The sequence below is a fragment of the Nocardia vaccinii NBRC 15922 genome (assembly GCF_001613305.1).
GTDB lineage: Bacteria > Actinomycetota > Actinomycetes > Mycobacteriales > Mycobacteriaceae > Nocardia > Nocardia vaccinii.
On record NZ_BDCC01000066.1, the window covers coordinates 12,518 to 35,160 of the forward strand.

The following is a 22,643-nucleotide window of genomic DNA, read 5'->3' on the forward strand; positions in this document are numbered from 1 at the left end:
GCGGATCGACGAGCGCGCCCGCGTGCACGATGATCTCGGCAGGGTTGTGCCGGGCTCTGTGCCGCCTTCGGCCGGATCGCCGGGCGCGACCTCGTTGCGAACCGCGATACGAATGGATGAGCATGACGGAACTGCTGGGCATACCGATGCAGGCCAGTGATCGGATCGACGTCTACTCCGGGGTCTCCCGGATGGCGGGCAAGATCTGGGGATCGCTGCACCGGTCACAGACGGAACGGTCGAAGACCGTGGCGCTGCTCGTCCATCCGGCGTCGAATTTCATGGGCCATTATCTGCTCGCCCCGCTCGCCGAGCGCGGCCTCGACGCGGTCGGGCTGGCGACCCGGTACATCGGCAACGACAGCTCGCTCACCATGGAGAACTGTGTTCTGGATGTGGGCGCGGCGATCCGATACCTGCGCGAGCGCGGCTATGAGAAGGTCGTGCTGATCGGGAATTCCGGTGGCGGCGGGCTCGCCGCGCTGTACCAGAGTCAGGCGGAGTCGCCGACCATCACCGCCACCCCGGCAGGCGACCCACCGGATCTGACCCGCGCGGATCTGCCCGCGGCAGACGCGCTTGCGCAGCTGATGGCTCATCCCGGCCGTGCGCAGGTCCTCACCGATTGGATCGACCCGGCCGTGGTCGACGAGACCGATCCGTGGGCGCGGGACGAGGAACTCGACCTGTTCAACGGCCGCAATCGGCCACCGTTCACGGCCGAATTCATCGAGCGGTATCGCGCGGCCCAGGTGGCGCGAAACCGCCGGATCACCTCGTGGGTGCGCGATCAGCTCGACCGGCTCGCCCGGGCCGGCGGCGAACTGCAGGACCTGCCCTTCGTGGTGCACGGCACCACGGCCGACCCGCGTTTCATCGATCCGGCACTCGATCCCTCGGACCGCGAGCCGGGCACGATGTGGGGGCCGGCCGAGGTCGCCAATATGATGCCCGCCCCGTTGGCGCATTACAGCAGTCTGCGCTCGTGGCTGTCGCGGTGGAGTGTCGACGAATCCAATTGCGATGGCGCACTGCATATGTCGCGGATCGACGTGCCGGTTCTGGTGATGTACGGGACCGCCGATCAGGTCTGCTTCCCGAGCTACGCCACGCAGATGTTCGACGCGGTGTCACATCGGGACAAGCGGCTGGTGCCGGTCCGGGAGGGATTGCACTACCTGTCCGGGCAGCCCGACAAGGTCGCATTCGTGGCCGATACCGTCCTCGCCTGGATTCGTGAGTACGGACTCGCGGTCTGAGATCATCGGGCCGCGGGCGCGACACCCGATCCGGCCACCGGGACCGATCCGGCGGAACGACCGGCCCGATCGCCGGGGGCGGGCATGATGGTCCTTGTCTCCCGTGCGGGGTTGTTCCCGGCGGGCGGCGCGAATCGGTCGGGCGCGGGTCACGACCGGTTGTTCACCGGAGTAGGTCCGCGGGGCCGACAGGTGTGTCGGCGCCCCGGAAGGGAGCTGTTCGATGTCGATCGCCATCACCGAAGACCATGTCACGCTTGCCGATACGGCCGCGAAATTCCTGCGCAGGCGAGAGGCGCGCGGTGCCGGGCGGGCGTTGCTGGAGGCCGAGGACGAGACGCTGCCTCGATTCTGGGACGAGGTACCCGGCCTGGGCTGGCTGGGTCTGCACCTGCCGGAGGAGTACGGCGGGTCCGGGTACATGCTCGAGGAGTTGGTGCTCGTCGTGGCGGAGTTGGGCGTCGCGATCGCACCGGGCCCGTTCGTGCCGACGGTCATCGCGAGCGCGTTCATCGCCGTTGCGGCCGAACAGGATACCCGCAAGCAGCTGCTGCCCGGCCTGGCCGACGGTTCGACGACAGCGGCCGTGGCCACGACCGCAGGGCTGAGCCTCGACGGCGGCACGGCAACCGGCTCGGTGGTGGTGCTCGGCGGCGGACTGGCCCGACTACTGGTGTTGACGGTGGGGGACGATGTCGCGATCGTCGAACCCGGTGACGACGTGCGGGTGACCACGCCGCGCAATCTCGACCCGACCCGCCGCGCGGCGCGCGTCACCCTCCACCGGGCGCCCGCGATCGTGGTGCCGGGCGCGGCGCGGACGCTGCTGGATCTGCAGCGGGTGATCCTGTCGGCCGAGGCGGCGGGCGTCGCCGCCGAGGCGACCCGGCTCGCCGCCGAATACGCCGGGAACCGCATCCAATTCGGCCGCCCGATCGCCATGTACCAGGCGGTGAAACACCACTGCGCCAATATGGCCGTGGTCAGTGAGATGGCGGCCTCGGCGGTCTGGGACGCCGCGCGGGCGGCCCGCACCGGGGGCGATCAACTGTCCTACGCCGCGGCGGTCGCGGCCGCGATCACCGCTCCCGCGGCGGACTTCTGCGCCAACCACATGACCCAGGTGCACGGCGGTATCGCCATCACCTGGGAGCACGACGCACACCTGTTCATGCGGCGCGCCTCGGCGCTGAATCACGTTCTGGCCCCGGCACGCGCATCCGCCGATCTGGTCGACCTGACGCGGCGGGAGATCTCGCGCGCGAAGGCGTTCGAACTGCCGCCCGAGGCCGAGCCCGTGCGCGCGCGGGTGCGGGAATTCGCCCGCGAGATCGCCGATCTCCCCGCCGCCGGACAGCGCACCCGGCTGATCGAGTCCGGATACGTGATGCCGCATTGGCCGGAGCCATTCGGCCGCGGCGCGGGGGCGATCGAACAGCTTGTGATCGAGCAGGAGTTCGCCGCGGCCGGTGTGGCCCGCCCGTCCTACGGCATCACCGCGTGGAATGTGCTCACCATCATCCAGCACGGCAACCCGGACCAGCTGGAGCGCTGGGTGCGGCCTGCGCTGGACCAGAAGGTGGTCTGGTGTCAGCTCTTCAGTGAACCCGAGGCCGGGTCGGACGCGGCGGGAATCAAGACCCGAGGGACCCGGGTCGAGGGCGGCTGGCTGGTCAACGGCCAGAAGGTGTGGACCTCCGGCGCTCATCTCGCGGGCATGGGTTTCGCGACCGTACGCACCGACCCCGATGTTCCCAAACACCAAGGCATCACGATGATGGCGATCGATATGCACGCGCCGGGCGTGCAGGTGCGTCCGCTGAAGATGACCACGGGGAATTCGGAATTCAACGAGGTGTTCCTCACCGACGTCTTCGTCCCCGACGAGGATGTCGTCGGACCGGTCGGCGGCGGCTGGACGGTCGCGCGCGCCACGCTCGGCAATGAGAGCGTGAGCATCGGCAGCGGTGGTGCGGGGGTGCTGAGCTTTCCGGGCGCTGCTTTGGTCCCGCTGTTCGACGCCGCCCCCGATCGCCTGACCGGTGGCGCCGCGCGCATCGGTCGCTACATCGCCGAGCAGCAGGCCGTCGACCTGCTCAATCTGCGCGCGGCCGAACGCGCTGTCACCGGCGCCGGTCCGGGTCCGGAGGGTGCGATGGCCAAGCTCATCGTGTCCGAACTGGGCCACGAGGCGGCCGCGGTCGTGAGCGAACTGCTCGGTGAGGACGCGTTGTTCATGGACGGATTCGCCGCGACCGGAAACACCATGGTGCTCATGCATCGCGGAATGTCGATCGCGGGCGGCACTTCGGAGATCAAGCGCAATCAGATCGGCGAGCGCATCCTCGGCTTGCCCCGCGACCCGCTGCTGCGATAGCGGTCGGCATATCGCCGGTGCCCGGTATCGACCGGGCACCGAGTGCCTTTGTGCACCGAATGTCCTCGTGCAGCCGGTGTCATGACTGACCAGTACCGTCCACTCCGCTCCACGGTTGCCGTTCGAACGCCCCAACGCATTGGAGGTCGCGTCGCGGTATGCGGAGTTGCGGCGGCAGTCGCCGGTGACCCGGGTGTTGAGCCCGGCGGGCGATCCGGCCTGGCTGGCGATGGGCTACGCGGAGGTCAGGCAGATTCTGGGCGACGCCCGGTTCGGTCGCAGGCACCCCACGCCGGAGACGGCGGCCAAGGTGTCGCAGGCCGCCGTCGCGGGCGGACCCCGAGGCGACTACAACACCGAAACCCGTGACCACCAACGCCGGTTCCCCGGTCTGCGCCTGGCCGCCGGACTGGACGAACTCGAGATCCAGTCCCATCGCGTCACCGGGGGAGTGGACCGGGTAGCCGTGCTCTGGTGAGCATCCGCGCCCGTCCAGTTGTCCACGGAGGGAACGGGGACGCGGGTTCGGTCGGCTGAGCGACACGGATCATCGCATCACTTCATAGGTCAGCTTGACGATCTTCGAGAAGGTCGTCACGGCGGTGAGCCTCAGTTCGGCGTGCTGCCCCGCGCGGAAGAATTGTTTTCCGCGTCCCGCCAAGAAGGGGTGGACGGTGAGGTCGATGACGTCGATCAGCCGCTCGCGCAGCAGCGTCTCGCCGAGCACGCCGTGGCCCATGATCAGCAGATTCCCTCCGTCCTGCTGTACGAGCCGGGTCACCTCGGCGATGGCGTCGCCCCGCACGATGGTCGGATCGCCCCAGTCGGCCGTCGCCAACGTCGTGCTGAACACGTACTTCGGCATCGCGTTGATCCGATCGGCCCACATCGGCTTGTGGCCCCCACCGCTGTACAGCTCGGCGAACGCCTCGTACGTGCGGCGGCCGAACAGCAGCGCATCACACGCCGTCAGCAACGCCAAGCCGTTGCGCAGATACGCCTCGTCCTGATACTCGCCGACACCCATGGCAACCGGGTCCTCGAAGACACCGTCCGCCGATACCAGAACATATTCGATCACCTTCCGCATGGCGCGGACCTCCTCGGTCTGACCTGCGAGTGCCGCCCCGGCACCGCCTTTCGCTCTATGTAGACCCCAGCGGACCGGGAAACTGGGCGGCGCCCGGCACAGGTCGCGCGGGCGATGTCCGCCGGCTTCCGGGGGCCGCTCCCACCGCGTCGAGGGCGAAGCGCCGCCCGCGGTCGCCCATCTCCGCGGTCCGGATCTGTCGTGATGGGCAATATGCAAGCGGCCCAGGGCAATTCGTTGGTCCGGCGGCTGTCGTGGCGGTGCGGATCAGGTCCGCAGCGCCTCGACCGCGGACTTGAACCGGGCGATGGCGGCACGATAGAAGCGGGGGCCGTAGGACACCCGGGCGACGCCCAAGTCCTGCAACGCCGCCAGGTCCATTTCGGCGCCGGTGTTGCCGTTGATCGGTCCGGGTAGTCCGGTGACGAGGGCAGCGAGGTCATTCCTGCCGCCCACGCCGATGGGATAGATGCAGTCCGCGCCCGCATCCAGGTAGAGCCGACCGCGTCGGATCGTTTCGGTGACCCGGTCCGATTCGGGTACCCCGTTGGCCGGCAGGAACGTATCGACCCGGGCGTTGATCACGATCGGGACACCTGCATCGTCGGCCGCGGAACGTACGTCGCCGAGCCACCCGGCGTGGTCGTCGGCATCCATCAGACCGCCCGCGCGATGGTCGGTGTCCTCCAGGTTGCAGCCGACCGCGCCGATGTCGAGCAATCGATCGACCAGTTCACGTGGTCGCATCCCGTACCCCGCCTCGGCATCCACGGTCACGGGTACCGACACCGCACCGGCGATTCGTCCGGCCGCGGCGAACATCTCCTGCCACGGCGCGCGTTCCCCGTCGGGGTAACCGAGCACCGCCGAGATTGCGGCGCTGGCCGTCGCGACTGCGGGAAATCCCGCTTCGGCGACCGTGATCGCGCTCGTCGCGTCCCAGGCGTTGGGCAGTACGAGCAGCTCACCGCTGTGCAACTCGCGGAGCCTGTCGGCGCGCGCTCTCAATTCCGCAAGATCAACAGTCATCGTCATCCTCCGTGTCGATCGGCACTGGTACGGCTGGAAAATTCTGGGAACTGCGCGCGCGGTCCATCTGTCAGCCGGGAAGTGATCGGGGTAGCCCGAACTGTGGCAGCACACTGTTCTCGAAGCGGGTGATGGCCGAGATCCGGTCGCCGCTGAGAGTCAGCACGATCAACCCGCTCGCATGCCGTATGCCATCGGTGCTGAGGTACGCCCCGAATGCGAGCTGGCCATTGGCCCGCGTCGGCAGGAAGTGGTACATCCGGCCCTTGTCGATGATGCTCGTGTAGAAGCGATACGCGTGGTCGCGACCGTGGTACTCGAGCGGGATCGGCGGCATCGAGATGCGAACATCCTCGGTGAGCAGCGCGACCAGCGCATCGATATCGCTGGACTGGTAGGCGCGCACGAACTTCGCCGCGAGCTCCTGCTCGGCAGGGGAGTCGGGCGCCGGAGGCGGTTCGCGCCTGCCCTCCGATGACAGGCGACGTTGCAGCGCCGTGCGAGCACGCTTGAGGGCGCTGTTGACCGAATCGACTGTCGTGTCGAGCATTTCGGCGACCTCGGCGGCGTGGTAGCCGAGGACCTCACGCAGGATGAGCACGGCCCGCTGACGGGCGGGCAGGAGTTGCAGGGCGGTGACAAAGGCCAGGGAGATGGATTCCTGCTGTTCGTATCGAGCCTCCGGCCCGAGCGGAGCGTTGCCGGCCGCCTCGAGGAGCGTGTCGGGAAACGGCTCCAGCCACGGGACCTCGCCGAGCCGATTCGACTCCGGCGGCTCGAAGCCGGGGAGGTTCCACTCCGCGGCCGGACGGCGGCTCGCCGAGCGCAGTGCGTTGAGGCACCGCGTGGTGGCAATTCGATAGAGCCATACCCGGATCGAGGCCCGACCCTGGAAGCCGCCGAGACCCTGCCATGCGGCCAGCAGCGTGTCCTGCAAGGCGTCCTCGGCGTCCTGCGTGGATCCGAGCATCCGGTAGCAGTGCACCTGGAGTTCTCGACGGTGCGGCTCGGTCAACTCGCGGAACGCCGCGCCGTCTCCGGCCCGTGCCCGGGCGATCAGGTCGGTTACTGCCACTGGTCATCACTCCCACGCTCGGGTTGGGTCCGTCTCCCATATATGGACACCCGCCGAGCCTCGAAATGGGCGGTCCGCGCGTACCCGGTTTCGGTCGCGGGTTCCAGGGCCACCGCCCGATGGGCGCGCCCAGATCACCGTCGCGGTGGTGTCTACATCTCCGGCACGCGTCGGCCCGGAACGAAGACAGGAGAAATGATGACGATCTCAGGAAAAACCGTCCTGGTGACCGAAGCCAATCGCGGCATCGGGCAGGCACTGGTCGCGGAAGCTCTGCACAGAGGCGCGGAACGGGTGCATGCAACAAGCGGTGCCGCCAAGGCCATGGGAACGCCAGAACGCGGCTCTCGTGGCACGTTCCTGATCACCGGTAGCGATCTCGAAGCTTTCCCTTGACCAGTTTTCCGGTGGGGGTGCGAGGGAGCTCGTCGACGAAGTCGACACCGCGGGGAACCTTGTAGTGCGCGATTCGTTCCCGCAGGAAGGTGCGCAGTTCGTCGGCGAGTTCGGGTGAGCCGGTGATGCCGGGAGCCGGCTGGATCACGGCCTGCACCGATTCGCCCATCTCGGCATCGGGGATTCCGATCACCGCGGAGTCGAATACCTTGGGGTGCAAGGCGAGTGCGTCTTCGATCTCCTGCGGGTAGATGTTCACTCCGCCGGAGATGATCATGAACGCCTTGCGGTCGGTGAGGAACAGGAATCCCTCGTCGTCGACGTAGCCGATGTCGCCGGTGGTCGACCAGGTCGGGTGCTGCGGGTGGATCGCCTCGGTGGTCTTGTCCGGGTCGTTGTGATAGGCGAACGGCATCTCCTCGCGTTCGAAGTAGATGGTGCCGATCTCGTCGGGGGCCAGCTCGCCGCCGTCCGCACCGCAGATGTGGATGAGGCCCAAGGCGGCCTTCCCGACCGAACCCGGTCGGCGCAGCCATTGTTCGCTATCGATCAGGGTGACGCCGATACTCTCGGTCGCCGCGTAGTACTCGTACAGGACCGGGCCCCACCAGTCGATCATGGCCTGCTTCACCTCGACCGGACAGGGCGCGGCGGCGTGGATGGCCACTCGCAGGCTGGACACGTCGTACCGGGTCCGCACCGCGTCGTCGAGTTTGAGCATCCGCACGAACATCGTCGGCACCCACTGACTATGGGTGACGCGGTGGCGTTCGATCGCGGCGAGCGCCTGCTCGGCGTCGAACCTCTCCATCATCACCACAGTGCCGCCGACCGCCTGGATGGTGGCGCAGAATCGCAGTGGCGCGGCGTGGTAGATGGGAGCGGGGGACAGGTAGACGGTCTCGGTGTCGAAGCCGTAGATCGGCCCGAACACCGACGTGACATCGCTCGGCTCCTCGACAGTGCGGTCTCGCAGCGGCGGTTTGATGCCCTTGGGCCGGCCCGTCGTCCCCGAGGAGTACAGCATGTCCATGCCCGCGGGCTGGGACGGCAGCGGTTCGGGCGAACTGCCCGCGAGCGCATCCTCGTACGAATCGTGACCCTCGACATCGCCTCGATAGGACAGCCGGATGGTCACCGCCGGGGTATCGGGCACGATCTTCGCCGCGGACTCGGCCAGATGTGCCGAGACGACGAGTGCCTTCGCGCCGCAGTCGTTCACGATGTACGCGATCTCGGCCGGGGACAGATGGTTGTTGACGGCGGTGAAGTAGAGGCCGCTTCGCATTGCCGCCCAATAGACTTCGAAGGTCTTGGGATCATTGTCGGTCAGCAGGGCGATATGGTCGCCGCGGCGCAGACCGGCGGCATGCAGATACCGCGCCAGGCGCGCGGATCGCTCCTCCAGTTCGCGGTAGGTCGTCACCTCCGCACCGCCCGCGACGATGACGGCGGGTTTGTCCGGAAAATGCACGGCATGGGCACCCGGGTACATACGACCTCCTGAACTCGCCGGAAACGACCGATGGATCAGGCCGCGCCGATCGCGAGGTTACCTGGTCGCAAGCCTCCGCTCGGGCGACATGAGGGTTTGTGGCTGTTTCGGCCGGCGGGTCACCAGCCGTCGACGTGCAGCACCGAGTCGAGATCGACGCGCGGCCCCGGCCGGAAGCCGGTGCCCTCGGTGTACGCGACCGGCGGCAGCACCCCCTGCCGCACCTGGTCGGGGGCATCGGCCACGCGGAGAACCGGTGATCGGGCCGCAGCCGCACGGCCGAGCCATCCGAGGTGCGTGCGGACTTCCCCTCGTGCTGTGTTGGCCGCGGTGTGACCGCACGGGCTCGGCGGCACCGTGCCCGTGCGGTCAGCCGATTCGTCGAGGTCGTCGATCAGCCACCGGGACAACGCCTTTCGACCGGTAGCGGCATGAAAGACGTCGGCGCGCGGCCCCGAGCCGGCTACCTCGCGGCGTGAGGCGAGGAGCCCGCGTCAGCCCATCGTCTTGGAACCGTCGATGGCCTCGCGGATGATGTCGGCGTGGCCGGCGTGCTGGGCGGTTTCGGCGATGATGTGCAGCAGCACCTGCCGGACGGACCAGTGGGTGTCCTCGGACCACGGGGCCGAGGGCAGTTCGAGGGAGGCGTCGAGATCGGTTGCGGTGGCGACGATGTCGTCGGTGCGTGCGGCGGCTTCGGCGTAGGCGGCGAGAATTCCGGCCAGGGTGTCACCGGGCAGCATGCGGAATTCGTCGGCGCGGCGGGCGAAATCCTCCTCGGTCATATCATCGAAGTCCTTCATCGCCGACCTGCCCTCCAGGATGAAATTCGCCCAGCCTCGTTCCACCGAGGTGACGTGTTTGATCAGGCCGCCCAGGCACAGCTCGCTGGGGGTCGGGCGCAGCGCGAGCTGCTGGTCCGACAGATCCCGAACGGTGAAGCGCAGGAAGTGCCGGACCTTCGCGAGCTGCGCGAGCAGGTCGGCGCGCTCGCCGGTCAGGACGCTGCCGGTCTTCGCGGTATCGAGGGTGGAGGTGTCGGCCATGGTGTTCGCCTTTCGCGCGGTTGGTGTTCCTTCGGTTCGATGACCACGCTATGACCCATAGCGGCCACTTTCCGACCTGAATAGAACCCATAATCGAGATGTGGCGAATACGAGCACGCGGACGCTCCGCCTGCTGTCCCTGTTGCAGACGCACAAGTACTGGCCCGGCCTGGAACTGGCCGAACGGCTCGAGGTGTCGGCGCGCACCCTGCGCCGGGACGTGGATCGGCTACGGGCGCTGGGTTATCCGGTGCAGGCGCGCCGGGGAATCGACGGTGGTTATCAGCTCGCCGCGGGTGCCGCGCTACCGCCGTTGATGGTCGACGACGAGGAGGCGGTCGCGCTGGTGGTCGGCCTGCAGGCCGCCACGGGGACGTCCGCGCCCGGCGTGGCGGAGGCGTCGGTGCGTGCGCTGGCCAAGCTGATACAGGTGATGCCACCGCGGCTGCGTCGCCGGGTGGACGCCATCCGGGCGATGACGATCGCGGGCGGCTGGAACGGTGAGCCCGGCCCTGTCGTCGATACCGGTGTGCTCACCACGATCGCGCTGGCCTGCCGGGACACCGAACGGCTACGTTTCGGCTATACCGCCGCCGATGGCCGCCGCACCGAGCGATACGTCGAACCGCATCGACTGGTCGCGCTGGGTCGACGCTGGTATTTCGTGGCCTACGATCTGGCCCGCCACGATTGGCGCAGTTTCCGGGTGGACCGGGTCGGCGACCCCGTCGGTGACCATTCCCGTTTTCTGCCCCGCGAACTTCCGGCCGCCGATGCCGCCGAATTCGTCCGGTCCGGCATGGAGAACCTGCCCGGTCTGTATCGGGTCGAGGTACTGGTCGATGCCCCCGCCGACACGATTCGCGAGCGGATCGGCCGCTGGTGCACCGTCGAACAACTCGACCCCGGCCGGTGCCGGGTGACGATGACCGCCGATTCGCTGGACTGGCCCACCATGGCCCTGGGCGTGGTCGGCGCCGACTTCCGAATCCTGCATCCTCCGGAACTGATTGCGCAGGTGCGGAATTGGGGAGCCACATTCACAGCCGCGGTCGCGGATCGCGGCCCACAACCGCGGGGTCGTGATATTACCGCCGAATCCTGATCGCTCCCGTTCGGCGACCTTTATCAGAACGGATACCGGGCGATCTCGGATTGCATTGTGACCCACTGGGTTTCGGTGAACGTATCGAGATTCGCGGTCGGTCCGCCGAAGCGTCCGCCGACTCCGGAGGCCTTCACTCCGCCGAAGGGGATGACCGCTTCGTCGTCGACGGTCTGATCGTTGATGTGCACCGCGCCGGAGTGAATGCGGTCGGCCAGTTCGAAGGCCTTGAATGCGTCGCCGGTGAGAATGCCGACCGAAAGGCCGTATTCGGAGGCGTTGACGATATCGATGGCCTCCTCGATCGTGTCGTAGACGATCACGGGTGCGACCGGGCCGAAGATCTCCTGCGACCAGGCCGGATTGTCGGCGCCGAGATCGGTCAGGACGGTCGGCCGGTAGAAGAGATCGGTGTATTCGCCACCGGCGGCCAGCGTCGCACCCGCCTCGACGGCGGCGGTGACCAGGCCATGCACGCGGTCGCGCTGGTTCGTGTCGATGATCGGGCCCAGGGCGTTGCCCGGGTCGGCCGGATCCCCGACCGGAATGGTGCGGGCCTTGTCCACGAGGGCGGAGATGTAGGCGTCGGCAATCGAACGGTGCACCAGGTGGCGGCCGGTGGTCATGCAGATCTGGCCCTGATGCAGGAACGATCCCCACGCCCCGGCCGATGCGGCGGCATCGACATCGGCGTCGGGAAGCACCAGCAGCGCGTTGTTGCCACCGAGTTCGAGGTGCACCTTCTTCAACAGCGGACCCGCCGCGGCGGCGATCTTGCGCCCGGCCGCCGTCGAACCGGTGAAGGACAGGCACGGGATATCGGGATGGGACACCATCGCCGCGCCGAGGTCGCCGCCGCCGGGCAGGACATGCAGCAGCCCCGCGGGCAGACCCGCCTCGCTCAGCAATTCGGCCGGCGCGAGGCCGCCGGAAATGCAGGTGCGCGGGTCGGGCTTGAGTATCACCGCATTGCCGAGCGCGAGTGCGGGCGCGACCGAGCGCATGGACAGAATGCTCGGGAAGTTGAACGGCGAGATCACGCCCACCACACCGACCGGCACCCGGCGAGCCACGGAGAAGCGCGGTTTGCTCGAACGCAGCATCTCGCCATAGGGATGCGAGGCCAAAGCGGCGCTCTCCCGGAACTCGTCGACCACCAGACCCACCTCGAACGCGGCCTTGCCCTGGCCGGATCCGGCCTCGGCGACCAGCCAGGACGCGAGCCGCTCCGGATTCTCGCCCAGCAGGTGCGCAGCGCGCAGCAACACCGCCTGCCGTTCGTCGTAAGTGCTTGCCGCCCAGTCGCTTTGCGCCGCGAGCGCGCTGCGGACGGCGCGGTCGAGGTCGGCGGGCCCGGCCGCGCCGACGGTGTCGATGACCGCGCCCGTGGCGGGCGAGGTCACCGGCACAGTGGCCGTCGACGGGCGGAAGGCGCCGTCGAACAGTGCGCCGTGCCAGGCAGTGGTGGCCGGTCCGGTGGTGGTCATGCAGAACTCCTGATGTAGCGGGTGACGCTCGGGAATGCTAAGCAGCCGGCTGCCAGCCCGTGTATGCCTCGGCCAAATATGCTGCGCCGTGCCGGGATTCGGTGAGCATCGCCAATTCGCCGCGTTGCCGCTCGATGTCGAACGCTGAGGCGCCCTCGACCGAATGCAGCATCGTGGTCATCCAGTAGGAGAAATGCTGTGCCTTCCAGACCCGGTCGAGGGCCCGCTCGGTGTATCGGTCGAGTGCTCGCTCATCGGCGCCGGTCAGGAAATCGGCGATGGCCTCGTGCAGCACGCGCACATCGGCCACGGCGAGATTGAGTCCCTTCGCGCCGGTCGGCGGGACGGTGTGCGCGGCGTCTCCGGCGAGCAGCAGCCGGCCGTACCGCATCGGCGCGGTGACATAGGACCGGAACGGCAGCACCATCTTCGCGGTGATCGGCCCCTCGACGATTTCGAAGCCGTTGCCGTTGACCCGGCGGCGCATCTCGGCCCAGATCCGCTCGTCGTCCCAATCCTCGGGGCGTTCGCCGGGCGAGCACTGGAAGTACATCCGCTGCATGGTCGAAGTGCGCTGGCTGACCAGGGCGAAACCATGTTCGGAATGGGTGTAGATCAATTCCGGATGCGAGGGCGGTGCGGCGGCGAGGAAACCGAACCAGGCGAACGGGTATTCGCGAAACCATTCGGTTCGAGTGCCCGCCGGGAATGCCTTGCGGCAGATCGACCGGGAACCGTCGGCGCCGATCAGCAGATCCGCTTCGATCCGGGCCGGGCGGCCGTCCGCGCCGGTGAACGAGACGATCGGGCGTTCGGCCGAGATGTCGACCGCGGTGTCGCCGACGCCGTAGCGCACGTCGCCACCGTCGGCTTCGCGGCGTTCGGCCAGGTCGGCGAAAACGTCGTTCTGCGGGTACAACCAGACCGATTGACCGACCAATTCCTCGAAATCGATGCGGTGGTTGTCCCCGCCGAACCGCAGGACCACGCCGTCGTGGCGGTCGCCCTCGGTCAGCACCCGGTCGGAGACACCGCTGTCCACCAGGGTGCGCACCGATCCGGCTTCGAGGATGCCCGCGCGGATCGTGGTGGCGATCTCGCGCCGGCCGCGGATATCGAGGACCACCGAGTCGATTCCCGAGCGGAACAGCAAGTGCGACAGCAGCAGTCCGGCCGGGCCTGCGCCGACGACGACGACCTGGGTGCGGGTGATCGGCATATGCGAGTACTCCTGGAGGTCTGGACCGCCGGGCTCTTCGCACCGGGGTCGGTGCGGCGGGGCATGGCCGGCGAGCGATCCGATCGCGGCCACTGCCGCGAAAGTAGAAGTCCACGAATCCTTCTCGACGGAACTTCAGGTGTGTTTCCGGGGTCACAAACGTCCTCCGGAGGTGCTGGTACTCACACTAAAGTCGGGTACACCAGAAATCCAATAGATGTTTTTCCGCAGTTGTATAGAGGAGATCTATGGCGGCCGACTTCGACCTCAACCTGGTGCGCACATTCGTCCTGCTCTACGAGACGCGCAGCGTGACGGCGGCGGCCGACCTCCTCGGTGTCACTCAGCCGACCGTGAGCTACGGTCTCGGCAAGTTGCGTCGACGCCTCGGCGACGAACTGTTCGTCCGCGGGTCCGGCGGGCTGATCGCGACATCGGAGGCCGAGCGCCTGTATCCACCGCTGCGCGCGGCGCTCGCCGAGCTCACCGAAACCCTCGGCGCCACAGCCGAATTCGACAAGGCCCGGCCGACGCGGTTCACCCTCGGCCTCTCGGACCTCGGCGAGGTGACGGTACTTCCGCTGGTGCTGGCCGAGCTGGCGGCGCAGGCGCCGCTGGCGGGGTTGCGGGTGAGCGCCTTCGACCTCGAGACCGCGACCGACCAGCTGACCCGTGGGGAATTGGACGCTGTGGTGGCCAGCCCCGTGCTCGATTCGCCGCGGCTGCGACGCACCCCGCTGTTCACCGAGGGCTACGTCGGAATGATCGCGGCCGACCATCCCCGGCTACGCGCTGCCGCGCCGGGCGCAGCGGATCTCGAGCGGGAGCGGCACGTGGTGGTGGACGGCAGCGCCGGCCATCCCGGCCCGCGCAAAGCCCTGGTCGAGCATCGGCTGGAAAGCCGTATCGCGGTCCGGGTCACCCGGTTCGCGACCCTGCCGTACGTGGTGCAGGACAGTGATCTGGTCGCGATCGTGCCCGAGCGGGTCGCCCGGGCCCTGGCCCCGACCCATGTCGTGCGGATCTTCCGGCTGCCCTGGCCGATCGAGCCGGTGGAAGTGGCCGCCTACACCCGCCACGTCCCGGAAGGCGGCGCTCCGCAGCGTTGGTTCCTCGACGTGATTCGGCGGGCGACGGCGAGAATGCCGGTCATCTAGCGAGGCCGGGAAATATGGCCGCCGCGGGTGAGATTCAGCGATCCCGCTCCGCCAACCCGGCCGCTACCTCGAGCGCGGCGCCGGTGGCCGCCCGGACCTCGGCCACGGTCACGCCAGGCGCTGTCTCCACGAGCACCAATCCGCGCTCGGTGACGTCCAGCACGGCCATATCGGTGATGATCCGGTCCACGCAGCCCGTTCCGGTCAGCGGCAGGGTGCACTGCTCGACGATTTTCGGCTCCCCGGCACGGGAACGGTGCTCCATCATGACGATCACCCGGCGAGCGCCGTGCACCAGATCCATGGCCCCGCCCATTCCCTTGACCATCTTGCCGGGAATCATCCAGTTGGCCAGGTCGCCGTGCGCGCTGACCTGCATGGCGCCCAGTACGGCCACATCGACCTGACCGCCGCGGATCATGCCGAACGACTGCGCGGAGTCGAAGTAAGAGGCGCCGGGCAACACGGTGATGGTTTCCTTGCCGGCGTTGATCAGTTCGGGATCGAGCTCCTCCTCGGTCGGATACGGGCCCACGCCCAGGACCCCGTTCTCCGAGTGCAGTACGACGGTGATGTCGTCGGGCAGGTAGTTCGGCACCAGTGTCGGCATGCCGATGCCCAAATTGACGTATTGGCCGTTCTCGAGTTCGGCCGCGACCCGGGCCGCCATCTGTTCGCGGGTCGACATCACGCGCGTACCGTCCTGTTCTCGATTCCCACCTGGACCTTGCCCACGTGCACAACCCGCTGAACCTGGATGCCGGGGGTGTGCACCTGGTCGGGGTCGAGTTCGCCGGGCTCCACGAGATGCTCGACCTGAGCGATCGTGATGCGACCGGCCGCGGCTGCGGGCGGGTTGAAATTGCGGGCGCTGGCCCGATAGACGAGATTGCCGTGCCGGTCGCCTTTCCAGGCGTGGACCAGCGCGTAGTCGGTGACGATGCCGCGCTCGAGCACATAGGTGACGCCGTCGAATTCCCGGGTCTCCTTCGGCGGGCTCGCCACCGCGACGCCGCCGGATCCGTCGTAGCGCAGCGGCAGACCGCCCTCGGCCACCTGCGTCCCGACCCCTGCGGGGGTGAAGAACGCCGGGATGCCGGCCCCTCCGGCGCGCATCCGCTCGGCGAGCGTGCCCTGCGGGGTCAGCTCCACCTCGAGTTCGCCGGACAGGTATTGGCGGGCGAACTCCTCGTTGGCGCCGACATAGGAGCTGATGGTCCGGCGGACCCGGTGTGCCGCCAGCAGGACGCCGAGCCCGAAACCGGCGGTGCCGCAGTTGTTGCTCACCACTTCCAGCTCGCGGGCACCCTGGGCGAGCAGCGCGTTGATCAGCGCTTCGGGGACGCCGACCAGACCGAATCCGCCAACGGCCAGTGACGAGCCGTCCGGGATATCGGCGACCGCTTCGGCGGTTGTGCCAATGACTTTATCCATCACGTCGTCCACTGTAGCGTGCCGCGTACGTAATATGAACTAGCGTTCGGATTGCGAACATCTCTGGCTCGGATGGTTGTTCCGAATCGCCGATCGTCCTATGCTGTTCGCATTCCGCATCATTGTCCACATACCGAACACGAGGTCGTGCGCATGCTCCACCTGCCTCCCCGCTACCGCGGTATCGAGAAGAGCGAGGATGTCCCGCTCGACTTCGCCGACTACCGCACCTCCACACTGCGTCACCCGAAACAGCCGCTGGTCTTCCTGCCGCAACGGCTCGGTGAACTCACCGGCCCGGTCCTGGGCGAAGGCCGGGTCAGCGCCGCGGACGCGGATCTGACCTCCGCTCGGGGTGGCGAGGCGATCGGGCAGCGGATAGTGGTGCACGGTCGGGTCCTGGACAGCGACGGCAAACCCGTACCGAACACCCTGGTCGAGGTCTGGCAGGCGAACGCGGGCGGTCGCTACCGGCACGAGCGTGATCAGTGGCCGGCGCCGCTGGACCCCCACTTCGACGGGGTCGGCCGGGTGCTCACCGACAACGACGGGCACTACTCGTTCACCACGATCAAGCCGGGCGCCTACCCGTGGCGCAACCACCACAACGCGTGGCGGCCGGCGCATATCCATTTCTCCCTGTTCGGGCGCGCCTTCACGCAGCGTCTGGTGACGCAGATGTACTTTCCGGGCGATCCGATGTTTTTCCAGGACCCGATCTACAACTCCGTTCCCGAGGCCGTCCGCCATCGCATGGTCAGCGTGTTCGACTACACCGCGACCACGGACAACTGGGCACTCGGCTTCCGTTTCGACATTGTGCTGCGGGGTCGCGAGGCGACGCCGTTCGAGGAGGACGACCACGATGAGTGACACCGAATTCGCTCCCCGCTATCCGGTGACATCCGGTGATTTCACCACGGTCGACTTCGGTCCGACACCGTCGCAGACCGTCGGGCCGTTCCTGCATATCGGGCTGCCCTGGCCCGATGGACCCGATGTCGTTGCCCCCGGCACCGCCGGGGCGATCACCGTCACTGTGACGGTTACCGATGGCGCCCGCGTACCGGTCGCCGACGCGCTGGTGGAGGTCTGGCAAGCCAACCGCGACGGTGTGTTCGAGCATCCCGACGACCCGCGGCCGCAGACCGATCCGAACTTCCGCGGCTTCGGCCGTTGCGCCGCCGATGCCACCGGGACCGCGTCGTTCACCACTGTCAAACCTGGCGCGAACCCCTGCGATGACGGCGCGAACGAGGCGCCGCACCTGAATCTGTCGATCTTCGCGCGAGGTCTGCTCGACCGGCTCGTCACCCGGCTCTATTTCCCCGACGAGCCCGCCGCCAACGCCTTGGATCCGGTGCTGGCCGCACTACCGGAAGCCCGGCGGAATCGGCTGATCGCCACCGCCACCGACACCGGCTACCACCTCGACATCGTGGTCCAGGACGCCGATCCCGAGGGTACGGAAACTCCGTTCTTCTACTTCTAGGAGAGGTTCGACATGCCGCGTGGAGAGCTGTTCGACCCGCTGTTCGGTGCGGCCGAACTCGGTGCCGTGCTGTCCGATCGTGCCTGGATCACCGCACTGGTGGAGGTGGAATGCGCGCTGGCGCGTGCCCAGATGCGGGCCGGGGTGCTGGACCGGGAACACGCCGACGCGATCGGTGCGGCCGGGGAGGTGGTAGCCGCGATGCTCGATCCTGCTCAGCTGGGTGCGGCGGCCGTCGCGGGCGGCAATCCGGTGATACCGCTCGTGACCGCGTTGCGCCGGGCCGCGTCCACCCATGGAGTACCGGCCGCCGTAGTCCACAAGGGCGCCACGAGTCAGGACATCCTCGATAACGCCCTCATGCTGCTCGCCCAGCGCGCGGGACAACTGGTGGTCGCCGATCTGCGTGTCGCCGCCGACGCCGCGGCGCGCCTGGCCCGCACTCATCGCGGCACCCCGATGGCCGCTCGCACGCTGGGGCAGCAGGCGCTGCCCACCACCTTCGGCGCGCTGGCCGCCGGCTGGTGCGCGGCCTTGGACCGGGCCGCGCACGCACTCACCGCGGTACTCGTCGACCTTCCGGTCCAATTCGGCGGCGCCGCAGGAACTCTCGCCGCGCTGTACCCTCGCGGATTCGACATCGCCGACGCGCTGGCGGCCGAGCTCGGATTGGCTCCGCAACGCGTGCCGTGGCACACCGACCGGACCCCGATCGCCGAACTGGCCACCACTCTCGGCGTAGCGGCCGGAGCGATCGGCAAGATCGGGACCGATATCGTCGTACTGTCGGGCACCGAGGTCGGGGAGGTCAGCGAGGACGCTCCCGGCGGCTCCTCGGCCATGCCCCACAAACGCAATCCGATCGCCGCGATCACCGCGCGTGCGGCCGCGCGCCGGGTTCCGGGCCTGGTGGCGGACGCGCTCGCCGCGATGGACCACGAACTCCAGCGGGCCGCCGGGGCATGGCACGCCGAATGGGAAACCGTCACCGAACTGCTGCGCCTGACCGGCGGCGCGGCGCACCGGCTGGCGCAGAGCCTCACCGGCCTGCACGTCCATCCCGACGCGATGACGCGCAATCTGGAGATCACGCACGGGCTCCTCCTGGCCGAGCGGGTGACCGCGGCCCTGTCGGAGCACACCGATCAGGCGCGCGAGATCATCACCGCCGCCGCATCAGCCGACCCGCCCGCCCTCGAAACCGCCCCGGCTGTCACCGCCCATCTGGCGCCGGACCGGATACGCGAACTCCTCGATCCCGCAACCTATCTGGGTCACGCGGTCGATGTCGTGGAACGGGTCTTGGCAGACCGCGGCGAAACACCACCGACCGAAGAACCCGGTACGCGGAGCCTTCGAAATGCGAACGGAGCCAACTGATATGGGCACAAATGCACTCGATCCCGGTCGCATGGCCGTCGAATTGGCTTATCGGGCAATCGGTTCAGCTACCGATGCGCCCACCGTCGTGATGCTCGGATCGCTCGGTTCCGACCGGTCGATGTGGGACCCGCAAGTGGCGGCACTCACCGACGAATACCACATCGTCACAGTCGACCTGCGCGGCCACGGCGACTCTCCCGTCGTTACCGGTGACTGCACCGTCGCCGAACTCGCCGCGGATGTGCTGGCCCTGCTGGACCGGCTCGGCCGCGCGCGCGTCCACCTGATCGGCCTATCGCTGGGTGGCGCGGTGGCGCAGTGGATCGCCGCGCACGCACCGATGCGGGTCCGGACACTGACCCTGCTGTGCACCGCCGCGAAATTCGGCACCACCCAGAGCTGGCTCGACCGCGCCGCGACGGCCCGGTCCGCGGGCACGGCATCCCTCGCCGAGGCCGTGGTCGACCGCTGGTTCACCAAGGAACTCGCCGGTCGCGACCACGACCTGGTGGCCCGCGGCCGTGCCATGGTGACCGCGACCTCCGACGAGGGCTACGCGTCCTGCTGCGGCGCCCTAGCGCGGTTCGACGGCCGCGCCGATCTGGCCCGGATCACCGCACCCACATTGGTGATCGCCGGCGCCCAGGATCCGGCCACCACCCCCGCCGATATGCGTCTGCTCGCCGAGGGCATCGCGAACTCGGACATGCACATCCTCGACCCCGCTGCACATCTGGCCAATCTCGAACAGGCCGGACGGGTCAGCGCACTGATCGCCGCGCACCTGGCCGGGCGCACCGAGCGGGCCGATGCGTTCGCCCGCGGCATGCGGGTGCGTCGCGCGGTGCTCGGCGATGCGCACGTGGACCGCACCGTTGCCGCGACCACCGCCTTCACCGCCCCCTTCCAGGACTTCATCACCCGCACCGCCTGGGGGGACGTCTGGGACCGGCCCGGCCTGGACCGCCACACCCGCCGCCTGCTGACCTTGGCGATCCTCACCGCCGTCGGCAACACCCACGAACTCGATATGCACATCCGCGCCGCCTTGCGGGCCGGGATGGCGCCGGACGAACTGGCCGAGGTTTTCCTGCACACGGCGATCTATGCGGGCGTGCCGAACAGTAACCTCGCCTTCGGACTCGGCCGGAACGCGCTCGCCGAAGGCATCGGGCCCGGATCGTCCGACCGAACCGCCTCCGGCCCAACGGATACAGAGGAACCGCAGCGACCATGACCGAAGCCTCACCGGAGTATGTGCAATCACTCGGCCGTGGTTTGGCCGTCATCCGCGCCTTCGATGCCGAACATCCGCGCCGCACGCTCAGCGACGTCGCCAAGACCACCGAGCTGACCCGGGCCACTGCCCGCCGATTTCTGCTCACCCTGGTCGAGCTCGGCTACGTCCGGACCGACGGCTCCCTGTTCTGGCTCACTCCCAGGGTGCTCGAACTCGGCTACAGCTACCTGTCCAGCTTCGGTCTGCCCGAGGTCGCGGGCCCGCATCTGGAGGCGCTGGCCAACCGGGTGCACGAGTCGACCTCGGTGTCGATCCTGGACGGCGAGGACATCGTCTATGTCGCGCGCGTGCCCGTCAGCCGGATCATGACCGTCTCGATCACCATCGGCACCCGTTTCCCGGCCTTCGGGACCGCCATGGGCCGGGTCCTGCTGGCGGGCCTGCCCGAGAACGCCTTCGAGGACTACCTGGCGAAAGTCACCCTCGCACCGCTGACCGATCGCACCGTCCTGACCATCGACCGGCTCCGCGAGGAAGTCCATCGGACCCGCACCGCCGGGTACTGCCTGGTCGACCAGGAACTCGAGCAGGGCCTGCGATCCCTGGCCGCCCCGATCCGCGATCACACCGGGCAGGTGTGCGCGGCGGTCAACATCTCCACGCACGCAGCCCGCTACACGGCCGACGCGGTGCGCACCGATCTGCTGCCCCCGTTGCTCGAGACGGCCGCCGCCGTCAGCAGCGATCTCGCGCGGGTGCAGACCCGTTCCTGATATCCCGAACACCCGAGGAGCCCCATGTACGACGCCGTCATCTGTGAACCGCTGCGCACTCCGGTCGGCCGGTTCGGGGGAGTGTTCAAGGACATCGCGTCCGAAACCCTGGCCGCGACCCTGATCACCGAATTACTCGCCCGCACCGGCCTGCCCGCCGATCGGATCGACGATGTGATCCTCGGACAGGCCTCGCCCAACGGCGAGGCGCCGGCCATCGGCCGCGTGGCCGCCCTGGATGCGGGCCTCGGGGTCGGCATCCCCGGCGTGCAGGTGGACCGGCGCTGCGGGTCCGGTCTGCAGGCGGTGCTGCAGGCCTGCATGCAGGTGGCCACCGGCGGTAGCGAGTTGGTGCTGGCGGGCGGGACGGAGTCCATGAGCCGCGCGGAGTTCTACGCGACCGACATGCGCTGGGGCGTACGCGGCGACGGCGTACGGCTCGAAGACCGGCTGGCCCGTGCCCGAATCAGCGCCGGCGGCGAGAACTTTCCCGTGCCCGGCGGCATGATCGAGACCGCGGAGAACCTGCGCGCCGAATACTCCATCAGCCGCGCCGACCAGGACGCACTGGCGGTCCAATCGCATCGGCGCGCCGTCGCCGCCCAGCAATGCGGCCGGTTCGCCGACGAGATCGTCGCAATGCCTGTGCCGCAACGAAAATCGGATCCGATCGTCGTCGACACCGATGAGCACCCGCGCGCCGACACGACCGTCGAGGCGCTCGGGAAGCTTCGTCCCATCCGCTCGTCGATCGATCCGGACGCGACCGTGACGGCGGGTAATGCCAGCGGCCAGAACGACGGCGCCGCACTCTGTATCGTCACCACCCTGGACACGGCGCGGGCCCTGGGCCTGCGTCCGCTCGCCCGTCTCGCCTCCTGGGCCGTCGCCGGAGTACCCCCGCGCACCATGGGCATCGGGCCCGTCCCCGCCACCGCGAAGGCGCTGGCGCGGCTGGACCTGTCACTGGACGATATGTCGGTCATCGAACTCAACGAAGCCTTCGCCGCCCAAACCCTTTCGGTGTTGCGCGAGTGGAAGATCGAGCCCGATGACGACCGCCTCAACCCGAACGGCTCGGGCATCTCGCTGGGCCATCCGGTCGGCGCCACCGGCGCCCGCATCCTGGCGACGCTGTTGCGCGAACTGGACCGGCGCGAAGGCCGCTACGGGCTGGAGACCATGTGTATCGGCGGGGGACAGGGCTTGGCCGCGGTATTCGAGCGCGTGGTCAGCGGCTGATTCGAGGCGCATCGCCGGACAGAGATCTATGCGTCGCGCATTGGCGCTCCCGGAGTCTTCCAAAAGCGTTATCGACATATGCGAATCTATACATTTATCATCAGCCAATCCAAGCGCCGTAAAGAACCGCAACGAACAGGGAAGTGCTACGCGCAGGTGCCGCGATCGGTCGCGGGAACGATACGCACCGCGGTGGAAGTCGACGCGCCGCAACCGTTCGGCGGCTTGCCTGGGCGACCGGAGAGGGTCGGTGAACTCATCACCGGTCAGGTCATCGTCGTCGGCGGCGGTTCGGAGACAGCGCTGATCGGAGATCTGCGCTGGCGCTGAACCGCCGCCGAGCA

23 protein-coding genes are annotated in these 22,643 nt (G+C 68.3%); 13 read left to right on the forward strand and 10 right to left on the reverse strand.

All coding sequences use genetic code 11. The annotated features are described in order from the left end of the window. Positions 1-122: 122 nt before the first annotated feature. From NV1_RS34290 to NV1_RS34300, 3 genes are all read left to right on the forward strand, one after another. Positions 123-1,259, forward strand: coding sequence for an alpha/beta fold hydrolase domain-containing protein (locus tag NV1_RS34290; RefSeq protein ID WP_245714076.1), 1,137 nt, complete (start codon positions 123-125; stop codon positions 1,257-1,259). 223 nt (positions 1,260-1,482) lie between these two features. Next, positions 1,483-3,636 (forward strand): acyl-CoA dehydrogenase family protein, encoded by a 2,154-nt coding sequence (locus NV1_RS34295; protein ID WP_067901262.1) that lies wholly within the window; start codon positions 1,483-1,485, stop codon positions 3,634-3,636. Between the two features lie 115 nt (positions 3,637-3,751). After that, the gene (locus tag NV1_RS34300) at positions 3,752-4,114 is read left to right on the forward strand and encodes a hypothetical protein (RefSeq protein ID WP_157117550.1); all 363 of its coding nucleotides are present in this window, start codon (positions 3,752-3,754) and stop codon (positions 4,112-4,114) included. A gap of 69 nt (positions 4,115-4,183) precedes the next feature. Here NV1_RS34300 and NV1_RS34305 read toward each other — a convergent pair whose 3' ends face one another. From NV1_RS34305 to NV1_RS34315, 3 genes are all read right to left on the reverse strand, one after another. Next, positions 4,184-4,726 (reverse strand): dihydrofolate reductase family protein, encoded by a 543-nt coding sequence (locus tag NV1_RS34305; protein ID WP_067901267.1) that lies wholly within the window; start codon positions 4,724-4,726, stop codon positions 4,184-4,186. Positions 4,727-4,993: 267 nt separating this feature from the next. Then, a complete protein-coding gene (locus NV1_RS34310) occupies positions 4,994-5,755 on the reverse strand; it encodes an isocitrate lyase/PEP mutase family protein (RefSeq protein WP_067901402.1) in 762 nt (253 codons plus the stop codon). Between the two features lie 70 nt (positions 5,756-5,825). After that, on the reverse strand, positions 5,826-6,830 hold the full coding sequence (locus tag NV1_RS34315; RefSeq protein WP_067901269.1) for a sigma-70 family RNA polymerase sigma factor: 1,005 nt from the start codon (positions 6,828-6,830) through the stop codon (positions 5,826-5,828). 198 nt (positions 6,831-7,028) lie between these two features. Between NV1_RS34315 and NV1_RS47035 the strand changes: the two genes are divergently transcribed. Further along, a complete protein-coding gene (locus tag NV1_RS47035; protein ID WP_174557518.1) occupies positions 7,029-7,226 on the forward strand; it encodes a hypothetical protein in 198 nt (65 codons plus the stop codon). Here the strand turns inward: NV1_RS47035 and NV1_RS34320 are convergent. The 3 genes from NV1_RS34320 to NV1_RS34330 all read right to left on the reverse strand — a co-directional run bounded on the left by NV1_RS34320 (position 7,195) and on the right by NV1_RS34330 (position 9,767). Continuing rightward, positions 7,195-8,721, reverse strand: coding sequence for an acyl-CoA synthetase (locus NV1_RS34320; protein WP_067901272.1), 1,527 nt, complete (start codon positions 8,719-8,721; stop codon positions 7,195-7,197). The genes NV1_RS47035 and NV1_RS34320 overlap by 32 nt on opposite strands. A gap of 119 nt (positions 8,722-8,840) precedes the next feature. After that, the gene (locus NV1_RS44100) at positions 8,841-8,966 is read right to left on the reverse strand and encodes a hypothetical protein (RefSeq protein WP_373864689.1); all 126 of its coding nucleotides are present in this window, start codon (positions 8,964-8,966) and stop codon (positions 8,841-8,843) included. Between the two features lie 249 nt (positions 8,967-9,215). Next, positions 9,216-9,767 carry a DinB family protein gene (locus NV1_RS34330; protein WP_067901278.1) on the reverse strand — a complete coding sequence of 184 codons (552 nt, stop codon included), beginning with the start codon at positions 9,765-9,767 and terminating at the stop codon, positions 9,216-9,218. A gap of 100 nt (positions 9,768-9,867) precedes the next feature. Here NV1_RS34330 and NV1_RS34335 point away from each other — a divergent pair, with 100 nt between their 5' ends. Beyond that, complete coding sequence (locus NV1_RS34335; RefSeq protein WP_067901280.1) at positions 9,868-10,872, forward strand: helix-turn-helix transcriptional regulator; 1,005 nt, start codon at positions 9,868-9,870, stop codon at positions 10,870-10,872. Between the two features lie 23 nt (positions 10,873-10,895). Here NV1_RS34335 and NV1_RS34340 read toward each other — a convergent pair whose 3' ends face one another. Both NV1_RS34340 and NV1_RS34345 read right to left on the reverse strand, forming a co-directional pair. Next, complete coding sequence (locus NV1_RS34340; protein WP_067901282.1) at positions 10,896-12,359, reverse strand: aldehyde dehydrogenase family protein; 1,464 nt, start codon at positions 12,357-12,359, stop codon at positions 10,896-10,898. A gap of 37 nt (positions 12,360-12,396) precedes the next feature. Next, a complete protein-coding gene (locus tag NV1_RS34345; protein WP_067901405.1) occupies positions 12,397-13,578 on the reverse strand; it encodes a 4-hydroxybenzoate 3-monooxygenase in 1,182 nt (393 codons plus the stop codon). A gap of 248 nt (positions 13,579-13,826) precedes the next feature. Here NV1_RS34345 and NV1_RS34350 point away from each other — a divergent pair, with 248 nt between their 5' ends. Beyond that, positions 13,827-14,735 carry a LysR family transcriptional regulator gene (locus NV1_RS34350; RefSeq protein WP_067901284.1) on the forward strand — a complete coding sequence of 303 codons (909 nt, stop codon included), beginning with the start codon at positions 13,827-13,829 and terminating at the stop codon, positions 14,733-14,735. Between the two features lie 34 nt (positions 14,736-14,769). Here NV1_RS34350 and NV1_RS34355 read toward each other — a convergent pair whose 3' ends face one another. Both NV1_RS34355 and NV1_RS34360 read right to left on the reverse strand, forming a co-directional pair. After that, positions 14,770-15,423, reverse strand: a complete 654-nt coding sequence (locus NV1_RS34355; RefSeq protein WP_067901286.1) for a CoA transferase subunit B — start codon at positions 15,421-15,423, stop codon at positions 14,770-14,772. Beyond that, complete coding sequence (locus NV1_RS34360; protein WP_067901408.1) at positions 15,423-16,169, reverse strand: CoA transferase subunit A; 747 nt, start codon at positions 16,167-16,169, stop codon at positions 15,423-15,425. The genes NV1_RS34355 and NV1_RS34360 overlap by 1 nt, the downstream gene beginning before the upstream one ends. Before the next feature lie 153 nt (positions 16,170-16,322). Between NV1_RS34360 and pcaH the strand changes: the two genes are divergently transcribed. From pcaH to NV1_RS42750, 7 genes are all read left to right on the forward strand, one after another. Next, complete coding sequence (gene pcaH / locus NV1_RS34365; RefSeq protein ID WP_067901410.1) at positions 16,323-17,042, forward strand: protocatechuate 3,4-dioxygenase subunit beta; 720 nt, start codon at positions 16,323-16,325, stop codon at positions 17,040-17,042. Continuing rightward, entirely contained in the window at positions 17,035-17,661 is a 627-nt protein-coding gene (gene pcaG / locus NV1_RS34370; RefSeq protein ID WP_067901288.1) for a protocatechuate 3,4-dioxygenase subunit alpha, read from the forward strand. The genes pcaH and pcaG overlap by 8 nt, the downstream gene beginning before the upstream one ends. 12 nt (positions 17,662-17,673) lie before the next feature. After that, the gene (gene pcaB / locus NV1_RS34375; protein ID WP_067901292.1) at positions 17,674-19,041 is read left to right on the forward strand and encodes a 3-carboxy-cis,cis-muconate cycloisomerase; all 1,368 of its coding nucleotides are present in this window, start codon (positions 17,674-17,676) and stop codon (positions 19,039-19,041) included. A 31-nt stretch (positions 19,042-19,072) separates the two neighbouring features. Continuing rightward, complete coding sequence (gene pcaDC, locus NV1_RS34380; RefSeq protein WP_067901413.1) at positions 19,073-20,281, forward strand: bifunctional 3-oxoadipate enol-lactonase/4-carboxymuconolactone decarboxylase PcaDC; 1,209 nt, start codon at positions 19,073-19,075, stop codon at positions 20,279-20,281. Next, positions 20,278-21,057, forward strand: coding sequence for an IclR family transcriptional regulator domain-containing protein (locus tag NV1_RS34385; protein WP_067901295.1), 780 nt, complete (start codon positions 20,278-20,280; stop codon positions 21,055-21,057). The genes pcaDC and NV1_RS34385 overlap by 4 nt, the downstream gene beginning before the upstream one ends. 24 nt (positions 21,058-21,081) lie before the next feature. Further along, positions 21,082-22,299: an acetyl-CoA C-acetyltransferase gene (locus tag NV1_RS34390; RefSeq protein ID WP_067901298.1), complete on the forward strand. Its 1,218-nt coding sequence runs from the start codon at positions 21,082-21,084 to the stop codon at positions 22,297-22,299. Between the two features lie 156 nt (positions 22,300-22,455). Continuing rightward, positions 22,456-22,629: a hypothetical protein gene (locus tag NV1_RS42750; protein ID WP_174557519.1), complete on the forward strand. Its 174-nt coding sequence runs from the start codon at positions 22,456-22,458 to the stop codon at positions 22,627-22,629. The last annotated feature ends 14 nt before the right edge of the window (positions 22,630-22,643 follow it).